This window comes from Roseibium sp. SCP14, from assembly GCF_040329475.1.
Classification (GTDB): Bacteria; Pseudomonadota; Alphaproteobacteria; order Rhizobiales; family Stappiaceae; genus Roseibium.
Window position 1 is genome coordinate 168277 of record NZ_JBDZYH010000010.1, and the last position, 18824, is coordinate 187100.

The 18824-nt window shown below is 57.6% G+C and carries 20 protein-coding genes; 13 read left to right on the top strand and 7 right to left on the bottom strand.

Features of this window, described 5'->3' with window-relative positions:
• Window positions 1-3: 3 nt before the first annotated feature.
• Together ABLQ08_RS28370 and ABLQ08_RS28375 are read right to left on the bottom strand one after the other, a co-directional pair.
• Window positions 4-207 carry a hypothetical protein gene (locus ABLQ08_RS28370; protein ID WP_352949595.1) on the bottom strand — a complete coding sequence of 68 codons (204 nt, stop codon included), beginning with the start codon at window positions 205-207 and terminating at the stop codon, window positions 4-6.
• 69 nt (window positions 208-276) lie between these two features.
• A complete protein-coding gene (locus ABLQ08_RS28375; RefSeq protein ID WP_352949597.1) occupies window positions 277-1089 on the bottom strand; it encodes a MurR/RpiR family transcriptional regulator in 813 nt (270 codons plus the stop codon).
• Between the two features lie 181 nt (window positions 1090-1270).
• Here ABLQ08_RS28375 and ABLQ08_RS28380 point away from each other — a divergent pair, with 181 nt between their 5' ends.
• From ABLQ08_RS28380 to ABLQ08_RS28435, 12 genes are all read left to right on the top strand, one after another.
• The gene (locus ABLQ08_RS28380; RefSeq protein WP_352949599.1) at window positions 1271-2557 is read left to right on the top strand and encodes an ABC transporter substrate-binding protein; all 1287 of its coding nucleotides are present in this window, start codon (window positions 1271-1273) and stop codon (window positions 2555-2557) included.
• A gap of 103 nt (window positions 2558-2660) precedes the next feature.
• Complete coding sequence (locus ABLQ08_RS28385) at window positions 2661-3581, top strand: branched-chain amino acid ABC transporter permease (RefSeq protein WP_352949601.1); 921 nt, start codon at window positions 2661-2663, stop codon at window positions 3579-3581.
• Window positions 3582-3585: 4 nt separating this feature from the next.
• Window positions 3586-4617, top strand: a complete 1032-nt coding sequence (locus ABLQ08_RS28390) for a branched-chain amino acid ABC transporter permease (RefSeq protein WP_352949603.1) — start codon at window positions 3586-3588, stop codon at window positions 4615-4617.
• Window position 4618: 1 nt separating this feature from the next.
• Complete coding sequence (locus tag ABLQ08_RS28395; protein ID WP_352949605.1) at window positions 4619-5362, top strand: ABC transporter ATP-binding protein; 744 nt, start codon at window positions 4619-4621, stop codon at window positions 5360-5362.
• Entirely contained in the window at window positions 5359-6057 is a 699-nt protein-coding gene (locus ABLQ08_RS28400) for an ABC transporter ATP-binding protein (protein ID WP_352949607.1), read from the top strand. Before ABLQ08_RS28395 ends, ABLQ08_RS28400 begins: the two co-directional genes overlap by 4 nt.
• A 3-nt stretch (window positions 6058-6060) precedes the next feature.
• Window positions 6061-6684 (top strand): ATP-binding cassette domain-containing protein, encoded by a 624-nt coding sequence (locus tag ABLQ08_RS28405; protein ID WP_352949608.1) that lies wholly within the window; start codon window positions 6061-6063, stop codon window positions 6682-6684.
• Window positions 6681-7001: a cupin domain-containing protein gene (locus tag ABLQ08_RS28410; protein WP_352949610.1), complete on the top strand. Its 321-nt coding sequence runs from the start codon at window positions 6681-6683 to the stop codon at window positions 6999-7001. The genes ABLQ08_RS28405 and ABLQ08_RS28410 overlap by 4 nt, the downstream gene beginning before the upstream one ends.
• Window positions 6994-7995 carry a Gfo/Idh/MocA family protein gene (locus ABLQ08_RS28415; protein ID WP_352949612.1) on the top strand — a complete coding sequence of 334 codons (1002 nt, stop codon included), beginning with the start codon at window positions 6994-6996 and terminating at the stop codon, window positions 7993-7995. The genes ABLQ08_RS28410 and ABLQ08_RS28415 overlap by 8 nt, the downstream gene beginning before the upstream one ends.
• Window positions 7992-8813, top strand: a complete 822-nt coding sequence (locus ABLQ08_RS28420; RefSeq protein WP_352949613.1) for an SDR family NAD(P)-dependent oxidoreductase — start codon at window positions 7992-7994, stop codon at window positions 8811-8813. The genes ABLQ08_RS28415 and ABLQ08_RS28420 overlap by 4 nt, the downstream gene beginning before the upstream one ends.
• A complete protein-coding gene (gene araD, locus ABLQ08_RS28425) occupies window positions 8810-10531 on the top strand; it encodes an L-arabinonate dehydratase (protein ID WP_352949615.1) in 1722 nt (573 codons plus the stop codon). The genes ABLQ08_RS28420 and araD overlap by 4 nt, the downstream gene beginning before the upstream one ends.
• A 32-nt stretch (window positions 10532-10563) precedes the next feature.
• Window positions 10564-11994: an NAD-dependent succinate-semialdehyde dehydrogenase gene (locus tag ABLQ08_RS28430; RefSeq protein WP_352949617.1), complete on the top strand. Its 1431-nt coding sequence runs from the start codon at window positions 10564-10566 to the stop codon at window positions 11992-11994.
• A 3-nt stretch (window positions 11995-11997) separates the two neighbouring features.
• The gene (locus ABLQ08_RS28435; protein WP_352949619.1) at window positions 11998-12771 is read left to right on the top strand and encodes an HpcH/HpaI aldolase family protein; all 774 of its coding nucleotides are present in this window, start codon (window positions 11998-12000) and stop codon (window positions 12769-12771) included.
• Window positions 12772-12939: 168 nt separating this feature from the next.
• Here the strand turns inward: ABLQ08_RS28435 and ABLQ08_RS28440 are convergent, their stop codons facing one another.
• From ABLQ08_RS28440 to ABLQ08_RS28460, 5 genes are all read right to left on the bottom strand, one after another.
• Window positions 12940-13824 (bottom strand): ABC transporter ATP-binding protein, encoded by an 885-nt coding sequence (locus ABLQ08_RS28440; protein ID WP_352949621.1) that lies wholly within the window; start codon window positions 13822-13824, stop codon window positions 12940-12942.
• Complete coding sequence (locus ABLQ08_RS28445; RefSeq protein WP_352949623.1) at window positions 13825-14568, bottom strand: ABC transporter ATP-binding protein; 744 nt, start codon at window positions 14566-14568, stop codon at window positions 13825-13827.
• A complete protein-coding gene (locus tag ABLQ08_RS28450) occupies window positions 14565-15629 on the bottom strand; it encodes a branched-chain amino acid ABC transporter permease (protein ID WP_352949625.1) in 1065 nt (354 codons plus the stop codon). The genes ABLQ08_RS28445 and ABLQ08_RS28450 overlap by 4 nt, the downstream gene beginning before the upstream one ends.
• The gene (locus tag ABLQ08_RS28455) at window positions 15626-16528 is read right to left on the bottom strand and encodes a branched-chain amino acid ABC transporter permease (protein WP_352949627.1); all 903 of its coding nucleotides are present in this window, start codon (window positions 16526-16528) and stop codon (window positions 15626-15628) included. Before ABLQ08_RS28455 ends, ABLQ08_RS28450 begins: the two co-directional genes overlap by 4 nt.
• Window positions 16529-16615: 87 nt before the next feature.
• On the bottom strand, window positions 16616-17836 hold the full coding sequence (locus tag ABLQ08_RS28460; protein ID WP_352949629.1) for an amino acid ABC transporter substrate-binding protein: 1221 nt from the start codon (window positions 17834-17836) through the stop codon (window positions 16616-16618).
• A gap of 537 nt (window positions 17837-18373) precedes the next feature.
• On the opposite strand from ABLQ08_RS28460, the gene ABLQ08_RS28465 reads away from it, so the two are divergent.
• Window positions 18374-18766, top strand: coding sequence for a mannan-binding lectin (locus tag ABLQ08_RS28465; RefSeq protein ID WP_352949631.1), 393 nt, complete (start codon window positions 18374-18376; stop codon window positions 18764-18766).
• The last annotated feature ends 58 nt before the right edge of the window (window positions 18767-18824 follow it).

Genomic DNA, 18824 nt, shown 5'->3' on the forward strand with positions numbered 1-18824 from the left:
GTTTTATCCGGTACGGGCAAGCTGACCGGATACGTGGACACAGCCGATGTCGGCGAATTCCAATCCCTTTTTTGCGTTCTGTTCGACCATGAAATTGGTCTTGCCATCCCGATGCTGAAGGTCGTCCAGGATCTCGAAAACCATGTCGATATAGCACGGCTTTAGCTCGAAGCTTCGGCTCGGTAGGGCTGCAACACTGCCTGCCAAGAATTCTCGTCTTTCGTGAGACAGAGCAAATCCTTGGGGCGTCATGTGGCTGACCCGGTATGACGTTTTCTAGGGCCTTGTTACTCCTTCGGCCAATGTCTGGATCAAGGCCACGGCTCCGGAAATCGGTTGCAGCCTGCTGGTTGTGTCCGAGCCGATGAACAAGGACACTTCCGCGTAGCTCGCCAGCGGACTGTCCGGACCATCGGTCAGGGAGATGATCCGGCGTCCCGAAACATGGGCGTCCATCAGCGCATCCACCACATGTTTCGAATAGGGTGGAAAGGCGATTGCAAACAGGATGTCTTCGTTGCTGATGGTTGCTATCTGTGGCCCGGCCATTCCGCCAGCAAAATCCAGGAGACTGCAGGAGCGCTCGCCGCGAAGCAGGCAGTAATTCAGATAATCCGCAATGGGCCGCGAACGGCGGAGACCGGCGATGTAGACGTGCCGTGCCTGCCGCAGCAGTTGAACCGCCTTGTTCAGGGCTTCGATATCACACGTTTTTTCAAGTGCCTCCAGACAGGCAACATGGGCGGATATGCATTGCTTGAGATCGGCTTGCGTGTCGATGGCCTGAGAAGCTTCGTCGCGCTCAAGCACCTGATCGCGAACTGTCGCATTGCCTTCTATCAGACGCTGACGGAAGACCCGCTGAAGGTCTGAAAAACCTGCATAGTTAAATTCCTTGGCAAATCGTATCAGCGTTGAAGGCTGAATGCCCAGAGATTCCGCAATCACCGGTGTGGTGTTCAATGCAAAACCGTTTGGCTCTTCCAGGGACGCCCTGGCGATGCGTTGAAGATGCGGGCTGAGGTCCGAAAAGCGATCTCTTATGCGTTGTCTGAGAGCGTCAAAAGTCTCTGGGGCCTGCTGGTTCATCTGAATTTTCTTTGCCTGAATTCCGTTTTGTGAAATTTCATTCAAATTACGAGAAAAAAAATTCATTGACAACAATAGAAAAAATTTTCAATCATATTGACACGACATTCGATTGGTCTCGAGGAGGGCTGCGGCAATGTCGGAGCTCGGCCTTGCCGAGATTGTTGATGGGAGGAGCACTATGTCTAACTCGAAGGTATCGCGGCGCGCTTTGTTGGGGTCAGCCGCTGCTGGTGGCCTTGCTGCATTTGCAGGGCCATGGACGCACAACAGGGTCTGGGCCCAGGCTACTGACAAGCCGATCAGGATCGGCATCACTTCTGATGCCAGCGGGCAATACGCGAATTCCGGTGCGAGTGACCGCCGGGGCATGATGATGGCGATCGCTGAGGCCAATGAGCGCGGCGGCGTTCTGGGGCGCCAGATCGAATTTGTTCACATCGACACGGAAACATCTCCGGCCACCGGGTCGCGTGTCGCTGAGCGTCTGATCACTCGTGAAGACTGCGGCTTTCTGATTGGCGCCGTAAGTTCCGGTGTGGCCAATGCAATCAGCCAGGTGGCTCAGCGTTACGGTGTCATCTATTTCAACACCAACTCGTCTTCACCGACTGAAAGCGGCAAGAACTGCCACCGGGTCAAATTCGTCTGGGACGGTAATGGAACCAATTTTGCAAAGGCCGCCGTTCGCAATTCCATGTACAGCTACGGGGAGCGGTTCCTGTTGCTGACAAACGACTATGTGTGGGGGCACGATACAGCGAAGTCGACACGCGGGCTGGTCGATCAATACGGTGGGGAAGTCGTCGAAGAAATCCTGATCCCACAGGGCACAAGAGACTTTTCGGCGGCACTTCTGAAGATCCAGCAGGTCAATCCGGACGTTGTGGCAGCTGCCGTCGGCGGAGACGACCAGATTGCACTGCGACAGCAGGTGGCGCAGCTCGGCATGGGATCGAAACCGGCCTGGATAAACAACCAGCAGGACTGGCCGGATGTCTATGGATTGCCCCTGGAAAACCTGTTCGGGGTCTTTGGAACCACCTGGTACTACGGCCTCGACCTGCCGGGTGTGAAGGATTTTGTCGCGCGTTACCAGGCCATGTACCCGGACACGTCCATGCGTGTTCCGGGGAATGTCTTCTACAACGGTTACATGGCGACACGGGAACTGCTGAATGCGATCGAACGGGCCGGTACGACAAACAACATTGCTGTCATCAAGCAGCTTGAAGGCCATGTGATGTCTGCCGAGGAGCGCATGCAGCACCATTTCGCCGTCATCGATCCCAACACCCATCAGGTTCAGCAGACGATCTATCTGGCAACTGCGAACGATGAACCAAGGGACGAGAACGACATGTTCAAGATCTTGACGCAGTCGGATCCGAACGAGGTACGGGACGAAGCCAGTCAGGGATCCTGCAAGCTGGAAAGCTACGACGAGACGCCGACCTTCGACGCCTGACGGATCGGTTAAGCTGAAGCCGGGTTGGTTCAGTGATGATCCGGCCCGGTTCTTCAGGACAAAGGCTTGCGTCCGGCGGAACGGACGTCATCGGACAAAGAAAATGATCGAACTTGTTCCTCACATAATAAACGGCCTGACACTCGGGCTGTTGTTTGCGCTCATAGCGCTGGGTTTCACACTGATCGTCGGCGTCATGGAGGTCATCAACCTGGCGCATGGGTCGCTCTTCGCGCTCGGAGCTTACTTCGCGTTGGCCACCATCGGTGGCGAGTGGTTCGGATCGACTGACATCGGGGTCTGGTGGCTGAGCCTGCCGATCAGCATGCGCTATGTTCTTGCATTGTTTATCGGCCCGTTGCTGGCAGCGGGCGCTGGCATGATCATTGAACTCTGCCTGCGCCCCACGTATGGCAAGGCACCGCTCTATGGTTTGCTGCTCACATTTGGTGCGGCTCTGGTGATTGAAGAGATAGTCCGCCTGGTTTGGGGAACGGGCGAGCAAAGTCTGACGGTGCCCCAGGTAATCAACGGCGCCTTCCTTATGGGAGGGTTGATATTTTCAAAGTACAAGTTTTTTGCTGCGGGCTTTGCACTGATTGCCATAGGTGGCGTCTGGTTCTTCCTGGAACGGACACCTTACGGCGCGATCATCAAGGCAGGCAGCCATGATAGCGAAATGGTTCGCGCGCTTGGCTACGATCTGTCGAAACTTCGTCTTCTTGTCTTTGGTTTCGGTGCGGCCCTGGCGGGTCTCGCCGGTATCATCCTGACACCCATTTGGGGATTGCGTCCCCATGTCGGCCTCGATGTTGTGATCCCCGCATTTCTGATCATCGTGATCGGCGGCGTCGGTAGTTTTTGGGGGGCGGTTCTCGCAGCGGTGCTCGTCGGGCTTTCCGTCGGCGTAACCGGAGCCTACCTGCCGGCCTGGTCGATGATGTCCATGTATCTGCTGCTCATTGCCGTAGTCGGTTTCCGCTCCCGCGGACTGCTCGGACGCAAAAGCGCACTGGAGAACTGATCCCGTGATTTCCCTATCCGACATTCCCGCCCGGGGCGGGTCCCCGTTCACGCCAGCTATCGGCCTGTTCGCACTGCTGCTGCTGACTGCGCCGTTCTGGATGGAGTCCGTGGGTCTCTATCAGTATCTGGGTATCGAGATCGCGATCTGGATCCTGTTTGCTCTCGGCTTCAATCTTCTGTTTGGCTATATCGGCCTGCACTCCTTCGGTCATGGCGCCTATCTGGGCATCGGGGCCTATGCATTCGGTCTCTTCCAACAGGAAGTGGCAGTCAGCCTTTGGGGCGGGATTGCAATCGCGATTGCCGCGGCAGCTCTTGCCGGAGCGATTGTCGGGGCATTCGTATCGCATCGTCGCGGCATCTATTTTGCGTTGATGACCATCGCCTTCGGACAGGTATTCTGGTTCGCTGCGATCAAGCTTCACAGTGTCACCGGTGGGGAAGACGGTCTGCTGGGCATTCCGCGTCCTGATCTCGCGCTTGGTCCCTGGCATCTCGACATATCCGACAACGGTACGCTCTACTGGTTCATTGCCGTTATTCTTCTGTTGGCCGTCATTGCCCTGTGGCGCCTCGTCAACGCCCCTTTCGGTCGCGTTCTGCAGGCGATCCGCCAAAACGAAACCCGGGCGCGGTTTGTGGGCTACAATGTCTGGCTCATCAAATGGCTCACTTTCACACTTTCGGCCGCCTTTGCCGGGCTCGCCGGCGGTCTGTTCGCGATGGCGCAGGAAAGTGCTTATCCGGACGTCATGAGCCTGCACCAGTCCGGATTGATCGTGATGATGGTTCTGGTCGGCGGTGGCCTGGTCAGCTTCTGGGGGCCGGTGCTTGGTGTGCTTCTCTACTTCATTGCAAGAGATGTGATCGGTGGCATTACGGAAACCTGGCTTCTGTGGTTCGGCCTGATGTTCATGATCATGGTGATGGTGCGTCCGGAAGGTCTCGCCGGTCTCTTCCACGTGCTGCGTCAGAGGTTTGCCCAGTCCCAACCGAAGACCATTGCTTCAACCACCAATCCGGGAAGAGCCTGACATGACTTTGTTCAAGGCGGAAAACATCCAGAAACGCTTCGGTGCCCGCGTGGTGCTTGAGGATATTTCCTTGGCCGTGGAAGAGGGAACGGTTCACGGGATCATGGGACCGAACGGCGCGGGAAAGACAACGTGCTTTCATGTACTGACCGGCTATCACGCACCCGACGGAGGGCGAATCCTCTTCGAGGGCCGCGACATTACCGGCCGAAAGCCGCACCAGATTGCCCGTTTGGGTATCTCACGATCGTTCCAGATCATGAACCTGTTCGATGAAACGGTGGTCATCGAAAATGTTCTGCTGGCATTACCTGAGTTCCGGGAACGAGGGTTCAATCTCGCGCGGAGTGTTTTTGAAGAAAAGGCGCTTGTTGCAAAGGCATTGGATGTCCTGGAACAGGTCGGTCTCGCGGATCTTGCGTGGCAGAAGGCGGATGCCCTGTCTTACGGCAATCGGCGCGCTCTCGAGATAGCCGTGGCCCTGGCAGCCGAACCGCGCATCGTGTTTCTCGACGAGCCGACATCCGGCCTCGGCGTTGAAGCAACGCGGCAATTGATGGAACTCATCCGTACGCTGCGCAAGACTTACACAATCGTGATGATCGAACACGACATGCACTTCCTGTTCGAACTGGCGGACCGGATATCGGTCATCCATTGGGGACAGGTCATCGCGGAAGACACACCGGCTGCATTGAAGGCTAACAAATGGGTGGCCCGGTCCGCCTTGGGAGAGGTGGCATGATGCTTCAGGTGAACGGAATTGAAACCTTCTACGGCGAGACCCAGGCATTGTTCGGACCTTCGCTCGAAGTCGGTGAAGCAGAAGTGGTTGCTCTTCTGGGCCCGAACGGTGCCGGCAAGACGACGACCATTCGCTCCATCCTGGGACTGTCACCGCCGAGGCGCGGACAAATCCGCTTCGACGGCCATGACATCACGACGCTGCCGACACACAAGATCTCACGGCTGGGGATCGGGTGGGTGCCGGATGACCGACGGGTTTTTCCCACGCTGACAGGCAAGCGCAATCTTGCACTCGGCACGCGCAGGACACGGTTCCGTTCCTGGAGCGAAGACGAAATGTGCGAGATTTTTTCGGCGCTTCAGCATCTGCTGCGCCGCGAATGCGAAAACATGTCGGGCGGTGAACTACAGATGGTTGCGATCAGCCGTGCGCTCATGGGGTCGCCCGGTATTGTCTTGCTTGACGAGCCAAGTCAGGGCCTTGCGCCGAAAATCGTCCAGGATGTTCTCAAGACCATTCTGCGTCTGAAAGAGGCGGGCATCGCCTGTCTGCTCGTCGAACAGAATGCGCTCGCTGCGCTGGAGGTTTCGGACAGAGCCTATGTCATGGATCGGGGAAGGATAATTCACGAGGGGCCTGCACAGGACCTGTTGGACAATGCGCCGTTGCGCCGGCGGCTGATCGGGATGTGAACGATGACTGCAATGCTTGAAGTCCGCAATCTGGAAAAGGTCTATACGCGAAGCCGTTTCGACCGCACGCCGACCTTTCGTCTGCATGCTGATTTTACCATCGACAAGCCGGGTGTTGTCGGCATGATGGGGCCGAACGGTTCGGGAAAGACGACGCTGTTCGAGCTGATCACGGGTTCGAACGCGCCCACGGGCGGTGATGTTCTCGTCGCGGGGCGGAACATTCACAAGGTGCGAACCGACCAGCGCGACAGGCTCGCGATCCACTATCATCAGTCCTATCAGGTCCGGCACTTTCGGTCATTCAAACCGAACGTTCTGATGGAACCGGCCCGGTCAGACTATCCCCTGCTGCACCTGTTCGATGAACCGCAGTTCAATACCCAGGACGGCTATATCGGTTTCATGCTCGATTTCTTCCGGCGGCTACGCGAGGAGGGACGGCTGGTGTTTCTTTGTGTGCATCCGAATGAACGGTTCCATCTGGAGATCGTGGAGGAGATCTGTGAAAGCTTCCTCTTCGTCGAAACCGGAACGGTCACCCCCTTTGCAAGCTATGGTGCGTTGCTCGAACACCAGCCGGTGCGCGCCTATCTGGGGGATCTTCTGACGGAGCGGGCGGCATGAGCAGGGTGTTTCAAAAGGGCGTCTACAAAACTCCGGTGCAGCCTGAAGCGGTCCGGACCGACTTTCCCGGTTTTTCCTTTGGAACGTTCACGGACCCTCCGGGACAAATCTGGGAGAACTTTAGTCACGAGACGGATGAATTTGTGGTTGTCGCCGAAGGACAGATGGAAATCGAAGTGGCGGGCGCAAGCACCCTCTGTGGTCCGGGAGACCTGGTGCGCATCCCCGCCCATGCAAATCATACCCTGCGCACCCTGTCCGGGAATGGGTCTGTCTGGCACTACGGCTACGGTTTCTTTGGAGGTGCACATGGCTGATACAATCACCGTTGCGCTGGTCGGTTGCGGTCTGATCAGTCTTTATCACCTTCGAGCCTGGCAGGCGTCCGGTGCGCAGATCGTTGCTGTTTGCGACACGGACACCGCCAAGGCGGAAGCCCGGGCGGCCGAGTTCGGCGTCGCGCGCATATATACGGATGCACGGGAAATGTTTGAAGACGGTGGTTTTGAGGCGGTCGACATTGCGGCCTCTGTCGGTGCTCACGCACCCGTCGCCCGGCTCGCCGCCGACCACGGCGTTCACATCATGTGCCAGAAGCCGCTGACCGAGACAGTAGCTGAGGCCGAAGATCTCATCGCTTATGTCGGTGAGCGGGTCCGTTTCATGGTGCATGAGAATTACAGGTTCCGGCCTCATTACATGACGGTTCGCCGCTGGATCGATGAAGGCCGGATCGGCACTGTCCGTCATGCGGCGATTTCCTGCCGGGGATCCGGGCTATGCCCGCGGGAAGGCACGGTTCCGTTTCTGGTGGAGCGCCAGCCTTATCTGACAGGGTTTAGACGCAATCTCGTTTTTGAGACGATGATCCATCACCTCGATGTTTTGCGTTGTCTATGCGGGCCACTCTCGGTGGTCTCGGCCCGGCTCAACCGGCTGGCGGAAGGTTTGCCGGGCGAGGATACAGCCGCCATTCTTCTGGAGGGAGACAACGGTTTCATTGCGACAGCGGATGGCTGCCTTGTCGCACCCGGATATCCACCACTTCATGGCGACCGGCTCGAGGTGATCGGAACAAAGGGCACGATTGTGATGGAACTCAACCGCATCTTCATTCTCGGTGATGAAGAAAATACAGAAGAAGTCGACCTGCTCGGGCGCTATCAGGAATGCTTTGACATTGCCATGAATGCCTTCGTTTCCGGTTTGCGCGACGGAACACTGTTCGAGACGGATCGGCTGGACAATCTTGAGACCCTGCGGCTGATGGAAAATGTCTATCACGCTGCCGGTGTGGAGGTTGCCCCATGAACCGTCCAACTGTCAGTCTTACACCGGAGATCGACCTTGGTCAGGTCGATCGGCTTTTCGATATCAGGGGGTTGCGGGTTCTACTGCCCGGCGGTTACGGCGCGATTGGTGAAGCCATTGCGATTGCCATGGGCAGATTGGGTGCGGAAGTGGCTATTGCCGGTCCTTCACTCACAAAGGCCAAGGCGCTTGCAGGCCGTATTTCGGACCAGGGTGGTGAGGCACATGGCGTGACGTTGGATGCCCGCGAAGTGTCATCGATCGAGCAATGTACCTCAGATGCCATTGCATTGATGGGGGGCGTTGATGTCCTGGTCAATTGTGTCGGAATCCAGCGGGAACAGCCGTTAATGGAAGTCTCCGAGGAGACCTTCGACGACGTCTACAGGACCAATCTGAAATCGGCGATGTTTCTTGCGCAGTCCGTGGCGCGAGACCAGATCAAGCGAGGCGAGGGGGGCAGGCAGGTTCATTTGCTGTCGGTACGGTCTCAACTGGCGCTTCGGGGACGCGGCTATTCTGCCTATTGTGCCACCAAGGGCGGCCTCGTCATGCTGGTGAAACAGCATGCCATGGAGCTGGCTCCGCACGGCATAACCGTAAACGGCGTCGCGCCGACCTTCATCCAGTCGGACCGGATCCGGCCGCATCTGGACAAGCCGGCATTCCGAGACTTCATTCTTGAACGCAATCCTCTCGGCCGGATCGGCGACCCTCTTGAAGTCGTGGGGCAGATAATTGCCTTTGCTTCCGCAGCCGGCAGTTACATGACCGGACAGGTGGTCTATGTGGACGGGGGGGTGACGGCATCACAATGACCAAATCTCTTCGATCTTCAAGATGGTTCGATACCGATGACCTGCGAGGTTTCGGACACCGGTCGCGTCTGATGCAAATGGGATATTCCCGCGAAGATTGGGAAGGCCGTCCTGTCATTGCAATCGTGAACACCTGGTCCGACATCAACCCTTGCCACGCCCACTTCCGGCACCGAGTGGAAGATGTAAAACGCGGCGTTCTGCAAGCCGGGGGCTTCCCGATAGAACTGCCGGCCCTGTCGTTGTCGGAAAACTTCGTCAAGCCGACAACGATGCTTTACAGGAACCTGCTTGCACTGGAGACGGAGGAACTGTTGCGCTCTCATCCGGTGGACGGAGCGGTTTTGATGGGAGGATGCGACAAGACCACTCCAGGTTTGCTGCTTGGCGCGATCTCGATGGATCTGCCCACAATCTTCATGCCGGCAGGTCCGATGCTCCGGGGAAATCTGCGCGGTGAAGTTCTTGGCTCTGGGTCGGATACCTGGAAATACTGGGATGAACGCCGGGCGGGGCGGATCGGCATGGAAGAATGGCAGGCGGTGGAAGCGGGGATCGCCCGATCCTACGGACATTGCATGACCATGGGAACCGCTGCGACCATGACCGCGATTGCGGACGCGCTCGGCTTCTGCCTGACCGGCGCATCATCCATTCCGGCGGCGGACGCCAACCATGTTCGAATGGCGGCAGCCTGCGGGCGCCGAGCAGTAGAGCTGGTGCACGAGGATCTGTGTCCGTCCGGCCTGCTGTCCCGCGCGTCGTTCGAAAACGCGCTGGCCGTTGCCATGGCCATGGGGTGTTCTACAAATGCAATCATTCATCTGACGGCGTTGTCACGGCGGGCGGGTTTTCCGTTGACGCTGGATGATTTCCACGCCGCCGGCCAACGCATTCCGGTGCTCGCCAATATCCGCCCTTCGGGCGAAAATTACCTGATGGAGGACTTCTACTACGCCGGTGGGCTGCGGGCCCTGATGGCGCAGATGAGCGATCTGCTGGACGGGAGCGCTGCAACGGTATCGGGGAGAACACTGGGTGAAGAGACAGACGGCGCGGAGACCTATCTAGGGGACGTCATTCGTCCGCTGGACAATCCGGTGTCCAGCGAACCTGCGATGTCCGTGTTGCGTGGAAACCTGGCGCCGGACGGCGCCGTTATGAAACCTTCGGCGGCTGATCCCCGATTGCTCCGTCATCGCGGACCGGCGCTTGTCTTCGACAGCTATGCGGAGATGAAAGCGAAGATTGACGATCCTTCACTTGGAGCAACACCTGATACGGTTCTGGTGATGCGCGGGGCAGGACCTCAGGGCGGTCCGGGAATGCCGGAATGGGGCATGTTGCCCATCCCGAAATACCTTCTGGAGCAGGGAGTGCGCGATATGGTGCGGATTTCGGATGCACGCATGAGCGGGACCAGCTATGGAGCCTGCATTTTACACGTCGCACCAGAAGCTTTTGTCGGAGGACCGCTTGCGCTGGTTCGGACCGGTGATGTGATTTCGATCGATGCCCTCGCAGGCCGGCTGGAACTGGAAGTATCAGACACTGAATTGGCTGAACGCCAATCTGCGTGGGTTCCGCCTTCGCCGAATTTCGGCCGAGGTTATGGCTGGATTTATGCGGCCCATGTGCTTCAGGCGGACCAGGGATGCGACTTCGATTTTCTGGAGACGAAATTTGGAGCTCCGACGCCGGAACCGCAGATACTTTGAAGAATAACGACAGGCAAAAAATGATGACAGACATGCAGCCAAAGCTCCTGATCGGCGGGGAATTCCGTACATCTGGAAGCGCGGAGCCGATTTCGGTGATCAATCCGTGCAACGGCGAAACACTCTGGGAGCAACCTGCCTGTGGCGAGGCTGAAGTTATCGAGGCGCTCGCTCACGCACGTGAGGCAATGGAAAGCTGGCCCCGGGTACACGGTTGGGAAAGGGCTCGGATCCTGCGTTCGATTGCCGATGAACTGCGGGTGCGAACGGAGAAAATCGCCAGGGCCCTTTCGCTTGAAATCGGGCGGCCCTATTCACAATCAGCCGGGGAGATCGGCGCAGCGATCGAGCAGTTTGAGTGGTATGCAGGGGAGGCTGAACGGCTCTTTGGCGATACCATTATGTCCCGGCAGGGTGGACGGCTGCTGATCGAGTCTGAACCGGTCGGAATTGCGGCTGCGTTTACTGCATGGAACTTCCCGGTCAATCTGCCATGCCGGAAGATTGCTCCAGCGCTGGCGGCCGGCTGTCCGATCCTTGTCAGACCGTCCGAACAGGTGCCGATGACGACCACTCTGATTGCCGAAGCCTGCGTTGCCGCCGGAGTTCCTGCCGGTGTGGTGCAGTTGCTGCTCGGACGGGCGGCAGACATTACGCCACAAATCATGGCGGCTGAGGAAGTGCGCAAGATTTCGCTTACTGGATCAACCCGCGTTGGCCAGATGCTGATGGCGGACGCGGCCAGGACGATGAAGCGTTGTTCGATGGAGCTAGGCGGACATTCGCCTGTTGTTGTTTGTGCGGATGCGGATGTGGAGGCCGCCGCTGTTCAGTGCGCCGGGTTCAAGTTTCGCAATGCCGGACAGGTCTGCATTGCCCCGAACAGGTTCTACGTCGAAGACAGTGTTGCCGACCGGTTCGTTGCGAGAATGAAGGCCGAGGCAGAAGCTCTCGTCGTCGGAGACAGTCAGGACCCGTCAGCAACCATGGGACCGCTGACGCTGCGCTCGGGCCGGGATAAGGTGGAGCGATTGATTGGAGATGCAGTCGAGCGCGGCGCCGCATTGATTGCCGGCGGTTCAAGGCCTCCCAACAGCAACGCGGGATATTTTCTCCAGCCGACCGTTCTTGCCGATGTTCCGGATGAAGCGCAGATCATGGTCGAAGAGCCGTTTGGCCCTGTTGCGCCGATCGTGCGTTTTCACGACCTGGACGACGCGATCCGCAGAGCGAATGCGACGCCCTACGGTCTCGCTGCCTATGCCTTTACCGGATCTCATTCCACCGCTGAACAGTTGTCGAAACGCCTTCATGCGGGAATGGTCGGCGTCAATACGTTCATGATTGCACACGCAGAAGCGCCGTTCGGCGGATTTGATCATTCCGGTATGGGCCGTGAAGGGGGGCGGGAAGCCATCAAGGATTATCAGAACACAAAACTTTCTCACATTATGGCAGGCTGACGGATGTCGACATTTTCAAATCCCCTCAATCGCATTTGGGCAGAGAAACGAACAGCCATCAACGGCTGGATTGCAGTGCCATCCGTACTGAGCACCGAGGCGATGGCGGCAGCAGGCTGGGACGCAATAACGATCGACATGCAGCACGGAACTGCGGATTATTCGGATCTGCTGGCATTGCTTCCAGTGATCGAAAAATCCGGCGCCGCACCGCTCGTCAGAGTGCCCTGGATCGATGAAGCTGCGATCATGAGAGCGCTCGATGCCGGGGCGCTGGGAATTATTGCGCCGATGATCGAAACCGCCGATGACGCCCGGCGATTGGTGGCCGCCTGCCGTTATCCGCCGGAAGGTGGACGGAGCTTCGGACCTGTCAGGGCACGGTTTGCCTGGGGCGCCGACTATGCAGGCAAGGCGAACGATGAAATAGCGGCGCTGGCTATGATTGAAACAAGGTCGGCGGTCGATGATCTGGAAAACATCCTTGCCGTACCGGGTCTGACGGGGGTCTATATCGGCCCTGCAGACCTGGCATCCGCTTATGGCTACCCACCCGGTTTCGATCGTCAGGAACCTGAAATGCTTGAACTCATTGAGCATATCCGCCAGAGCGCCGCGACTGCGGGGCTTGCGTGCTGTCTTCATTGTGGTTCAGCTTCCTATGCCAGACAGGCTGCCGAACGTGGAATGGACCTGGTTACAGTCAGTTCCGACGCGCGGTTCATCGAGGCTGCAGCCAACAGTGCCGTATCAGCCGTGAGAAACCTTGATGGCTGACATGCAGCTGGCCTGACCGGTCGTCGGGGTATAGGACTTTTTCGCAGCTATTGAGGCGAACTCTACCGCCGCGCGGTCTGCGCGGGGTATTCGAAATAGAAGAAACCGGGTGTCTTGCATGAAACGGATTGATCCGTCCACTCCGTGCACAACAGGTTTGCTTGCGCCTCATCCTCCCAGGAACAGCCGACCTATATCCGGATCGGCGATCAGCTCGTCGCCATATCCGGCACGGGCAAGCTGACCGGATACGAGGACATAGCCAATGTCGGCGAATTCCAGTCCCTTTTTTGCGTTCTGTTCGACCATGAGAATGGTCTTGCCGTCCTGGTGCTGAAGGTCATCCAGGATCTCGAAAACCATGTCGATATAGCGCGGTTCCAGCCCGATTGACGGTTCATCGATCAACAGAACATCCGGATCCATGATCAGGGCACGGGATATTTCCAGCAGGCGGCGCTCGCCGCCGGAAAGGACCCTCGCGGGCATGTTCTTGCGCTTGGCCAGCCGGGGGTATTTGTCAAGAATACGTTCAGCGGCTTCTTTCGCGTCCTGCGGAGAAGGCATGAGATAGCCACCCATCCAGAGGTTTTCCTGGACGCTCATGTCAGCAAAGACCGAATTGTCCTGCAGCACATAGGCGACACCGGCCTGGCTTAGTTTGTCGTTGGGTTTGAGCCGGGTCACGTCCCGGTCGCCTACATGGACCTTGCCGGAGAATATGTTGGTGAAGCCGAATACAGAATGGAGCACGGTGGATTTGCCCGCTCCGTTCGGTCCGACGAGGCAAAGCGATTGACCGCGCCCGACCCTGAGCGAAAAACGGTGCAGGATTTCCATTTGGCCGTATCCGGCGCACAGCTCGTCGAGTGCGACCACCACGTTATCACCGGCAAGATAATCAAGTACCTCCAGCGGAGGTTGGCTGATGGCCAGCTCTTCAGCCTCCCGGGCTATGTCCGCAAAGGAAAGTGTCATGCCGCCCAATCGGTCGGCATTGCGGTTCTGATCCTGATTGGAGCTTTCCTGCTCACTCCTGCCGGTTTTCCCCATTCAATGCACCCCGAGATAAGCATCGACCACGCGCTGGTCATTGCGGATGTCTTCAGGCCTGCCTTGTGCCAGAAGCTCGCCATGGGCCAGGCAATAGATGTGTTCGGCCAGCTGCATGATGACGCGCATGTTGTGCTCGATGACAAAGAGGGTGATCCCGAATTCCTCACTTGCCCGTTTCAGCCTGTCGATCACGCTGTTGATCAGGGTGGGGTTGATGCCGGCGGTCGGCTCATCCAGCATCAGCATTTTCGGCTCGTTCATCAGCGCCATGGCAAACTCCAGCAGCTTCTGCTGGCCGAAGGAGAGCGATCCGGCCTGGAGGTGGCGTTTGGCATAGAGACCGACAAAGGCAAGAAGGGCCTCCGCCTGTTCTTCACGCGCCGGGTTTTTGGTGCGGAACAGATCGAGCAGACCGGTCCTCCGCTGTGAAGCAGAGATCAGCATGTTCTCGACACAGGTCATGCCGCCATAAATGCGCGTCTGCTGGAAGGTACGTATCAGTCCGCGCCGGGCGATGCTGGCGACCCGCAGATGAGAGATTTCCTGATTTTCGAAACGGATCGAGCCGCTGTCCAGCGGATGCGTACCGACTATCGATGAAAACAGCGTGGTCTTTCCCGATCCGTTGGGACCGATCAGTCCGGCAATCTGGCCCGTTTCGACTTGCAGGCTGATCGACCGGTTTGCGTTGACGCCGCCAAAGGTTTTGGTGGCCTTTTCGACCTGTAGAATGACACTCATCCGGCGCGCTCCTGGGTGACGGCGGCAGGGCTGTCGCTTTCGATCCTGTGGCCGAACCTGGCCGGGAAACGTTCCCTCAGGAAACCCATGATGCCCTGGGGAAAGAAGACGACAATCAGCACGATCAGAAGACCGAGTGCGACCCGCTGCCAGCCAAGAAGGTAGGTCCAGCTGACTTCCTTGAAGACTTGAAAGATGATCGCGCCGATTACGGGCCCCCAAAGGGTACCCTTGCCGCCGAGTATCGCCATCAGCACCATCCAGACCCCGAAGGTCGGGCCGGCGAAAGCCGTGTCGACCGGGTCGATAAAGCGCTTCAGGTTGCCCATTATGCCACCAGCGATCCCAAGGAAGAACGCCGATATGATCCAGGCCGTCACTTTGATGCGCGTGGTGCGCAATCCCATGGATTCCGCCTTGTCTTCGTCATCCCGGATGGCGTTGATTGCGAGCCCGAAATGCGTGGCGTAGAGACGGCGCAGGACGAGAAAGGTGAGAACCGCCAGCACCATGGCGAAGTAGTAGTAGAAGCGCGCCAGGTTGCCGATCGCATCGGGTGCATTCGGCGGAACCATGCCCGAGCCCGCGCCGATCCAGTCCCAGCCATTGGCGATTTCACCGGCGGCGATGCCAAGACCGAGCGTGCAGATCGCGAAATACTGGCCGCGCATGCCCAGAACGAGGGACCCTAGAAAGGCGGCTGTGAGAGCGGCCAGAGCCGCGCCGACCGGCAGTCCAACCGCCAGACCTTCAAGATATTGCTGCCAGTCGAAAGTGAAAATCGTCGCGCCGCCACCGCGCGCCTGATTGTAGAGCGAAACATCGTAGAAAAGGCCGACTTGCGTCAATGCGCAGGCATACATGCCAACGCCGAGAAACACGACATTGCCGAAGGAGTTGTATCCCATCTGACCGCCAATCAGGTCCCAGGTCAGTGCAAAAACGATGAAGAGCCAGAGCTCTGCCATTTGTGACTGATAGGCGGGAAAAAGAAACGGTGCGGCCAGACCGGCTGCCAGCAGCACAAGGTAACCGGTTAGTCGTGCGGCTCCGTTTCTCACTTGAGGTATTCCCTTTTCCTGGCCAGCCGCCAGTTGCGCCAGACCAGAACGGCGACCAGCAGCAGGAAAACGAAGGCAAGTTGGTACTGGGCACCGAAAACGAAACCAGCAATGTTTTCGGCTGCTCCGAGGCTGAGACCTGCGACAATGACGCCGCCGATGTTTCCGAGCCCGGCCACCACGACAATCATGAAGGACCGGACCGTGTAAGGCAGGCCGATATAGGGATGGATGGTATAGGCCATCGCGACAAGGGCGCCACAGGCACCGCAAAGAGCTGCATTCAGACCATATGTGGCGGCATAGACGCGATTGGTGTCGATACCGAGAACGCGGGCCGCGCGCGCGTTCTGTGCCGTCGCCCGGATCGCCTGACCGAGCCGGGATCGTTTGAGAAAGAGGATCAGGATGGCGCCGAGTAGGGCGGCAAGCGCGAAGGCGAGCAGTTTGACCTGCGCCAGCGAGACGAAACCGTCAAACAGGAAAACCGTCCCCAGCTGGGCGTCGGCAATCTGCACGTCGCCGCCGAACACCGTGTTCATGAGCTGCTGAAGCACGATGGAAATTCCGAATGTTGCCAGAATGGATATGAAGAGGTCACGGTCGACAATGCGGAAGATCACAGAATAGTAGAGCACCCAGCCAAGTCCAAAAAGCAGGATAGCGGCGGCCGGCACCGCCAGAAGCGGGTGCAGGCCGTAACCTGCCATGACAATTGCCACGTAGCCGCCGAGCATGACGAATTCGCCCTGGGCGATGTTGATGATCTTCATCACTCCCCAGACAAGCGCCATCCCGTAGGCGGCGAGTGCGAATATGGCACCGAGCAGAAGTCCGTTCAGGACGAGATCGACTGTGATAACCGGTGCCTGGACCAGAATTTCCAGGTTATCCAGCAAGATTAGCAACCATAGTTTGGAACTGCATTCAAAGCATTGGCCGTTCCGGGCGGTCCGGTTTGGGACCGTCCGGAAACGTTGGCCCCGTTACATGGAGGGGCGTGGTACGACGGCCGAGGTTTCGGCGAAATTCGAGGGCGAAACGACTTTGTACTCGCCATTGAGAACCTGATAGAGCGCCATGGGTTTTGCGATGTTCTTTCCGGTTTCGTCGAACTTGATCTGGCCGTAGAACGTCATCATGTCGGTTTCGGAAAGCGCGTCGCGCACTTTCTGGGGATCGAGTTCACCCGCCCTTGTGAAGGCATCGGCAAACACCTGTACCGCTGCTGCGGATTCCGCAGCCTGATACGGCGGTGCATAGCCATAGGTTTCCTCAAACAGCGTGGCGAAATCGCCAGCTGAACCGAAAAGGTCGTCCGAATAGCTGAGTGTTGGCGACCACTGCGTTGCGCAGAGCGTATATTCCGCACCTTCGCCGAACTTGCCGATCACATCGGCACTGTCGCAATGAGTCATCGCCAGTATCGGAACGTTGACCTTCATTTCGTTGATCTGACGGACAGCTGTGGCAGCGCCTTTCGAATGTCCGGACACGATCAGGAGGTCGGGTTTCAGAGCCTTGGCCTTCGTCAGCGTTGCTGCCATGTCATTGAGTTCACGCGGCAACTGGTCATCGATGACTACCTTCATGCCGAGCTTTTCCATGTCATCGAGAACGCCGGCACGGACGTCCTGACTGAAGGGGTCGTTTTCAAAGGCCAGGGCAACCGTCATTTCTTCCGGCTTCTTGCCCAACTTGTCGGCATTCTCTGCAGCGAGCGTGAGGGCACCCGTCAAATACTGCTCCGATGTTGACAACGTTGCGAAGATATATTGCCAACCATTGGTGAACAGCGACCTTGAAGCTCCGTTGGCTTCGACCATCGGAATCTTGTGCTTTTCAGTCACCGGTGCGACCGCTTTGGTAATCCCGGATGAATACGGGCCTAGCATGAACTGGACGCCATCCTGCTGGATCAGCCTCTCAGCCAGCTCTGCCCCGCGGGCCGGGGTCGACTCGTCGTCGTAGTACTTCACTTCAAGCATGTAGGTCTTGTCACCGACCTTCACACCACCCGCCTTGTTGATCTTGTCAACCGCAAGATCATAGCCGCGCTGAGTGTGTTCGCCGTTTGTTGTGTATTTTCCCGTCAGTGAAACGGCGGCGCCCAATATGATGGTTTCGTTCGACTGAGCGAGTGCCGTTGCAACCGGGAGACAGGCCGTGGTCATGACGGCGACGGCAAGCGTGCGATAGTGCAGCATGCTCAATTCCTCCCAAGTAATTGTAATCATACCCCTTTGCACAAGCTTGCTTTTTTAGTCTTTTTGAAGAGGGATAAAATACAAGTATAGTTCAAAAAGAGAGAAAACGGTACTCAGGCGCTGATCAAACCTTCTTTAGAAGGAGGTTGTGGGACGATCCGCGGTATCGTTTTCGAAAAAAAGAGGAAAAGTACATTTTTCTTCCTCAGAGTTATTGGGCGCTTCAATTGAGGTGATCGGCTTGGGGGTAGTGGCCGATTGGCCAGTTACGGATATGCTTCCATCATCGACAGAACCGCTGACACTTTGTCCTGATGCATGCCCGGGACGGATCCGGAAATTCATCAGTCTTGGGTCGCTGCCGTGACGTGAGTACAATCAGGTTGCAGTCTCTCTGGACTTGCCCCTTGGCGCACCTCTGGGGAGCTGACGCTCAAACCCGTATCCCGCTGATTGTGAAGTCGACGCCTGTCGGCGACGCTTCACGATCGGTTCGCCTGGCGTTGCACACTCGGCACGACATACGGAGGTTCAAAAATGAAATTTGACACGAAGACAACGACACTGGCGGCAGCATTGCTGTTCGTCCTGTCCGCAGCAGGCAGCGCCGCAAAAGATGTCGACGCTGGTTGGATCTTCAATGATGGAGACGCAAAAATGAAATGCCCGATGATGTGCTCCAGTGCTGGAGGAACATGGGACGGCAAATGGAAGCAAACCGGCACCTGGAGCGACTCCTGTTCCTGCAACCTATCTGGTGGCGGCAATCAACCGGCAAAGACAAAAGACATCAAGGCAGGACCCATCTGGAACGATGCCGATGCCGACACCAAGTGTCCGGCGGTCTGTACCAGTCACAACGCAACCTGGACGAAGAACTGGGTGACGACCAGGGAAGGCGAAATGTCGACCTGTGAATGTCAGCGTTAGCGAGTTGGTATTCAGACAAGTGCCGGCGCGGAGACTGGGTCTTGCGACCAATCTCGGT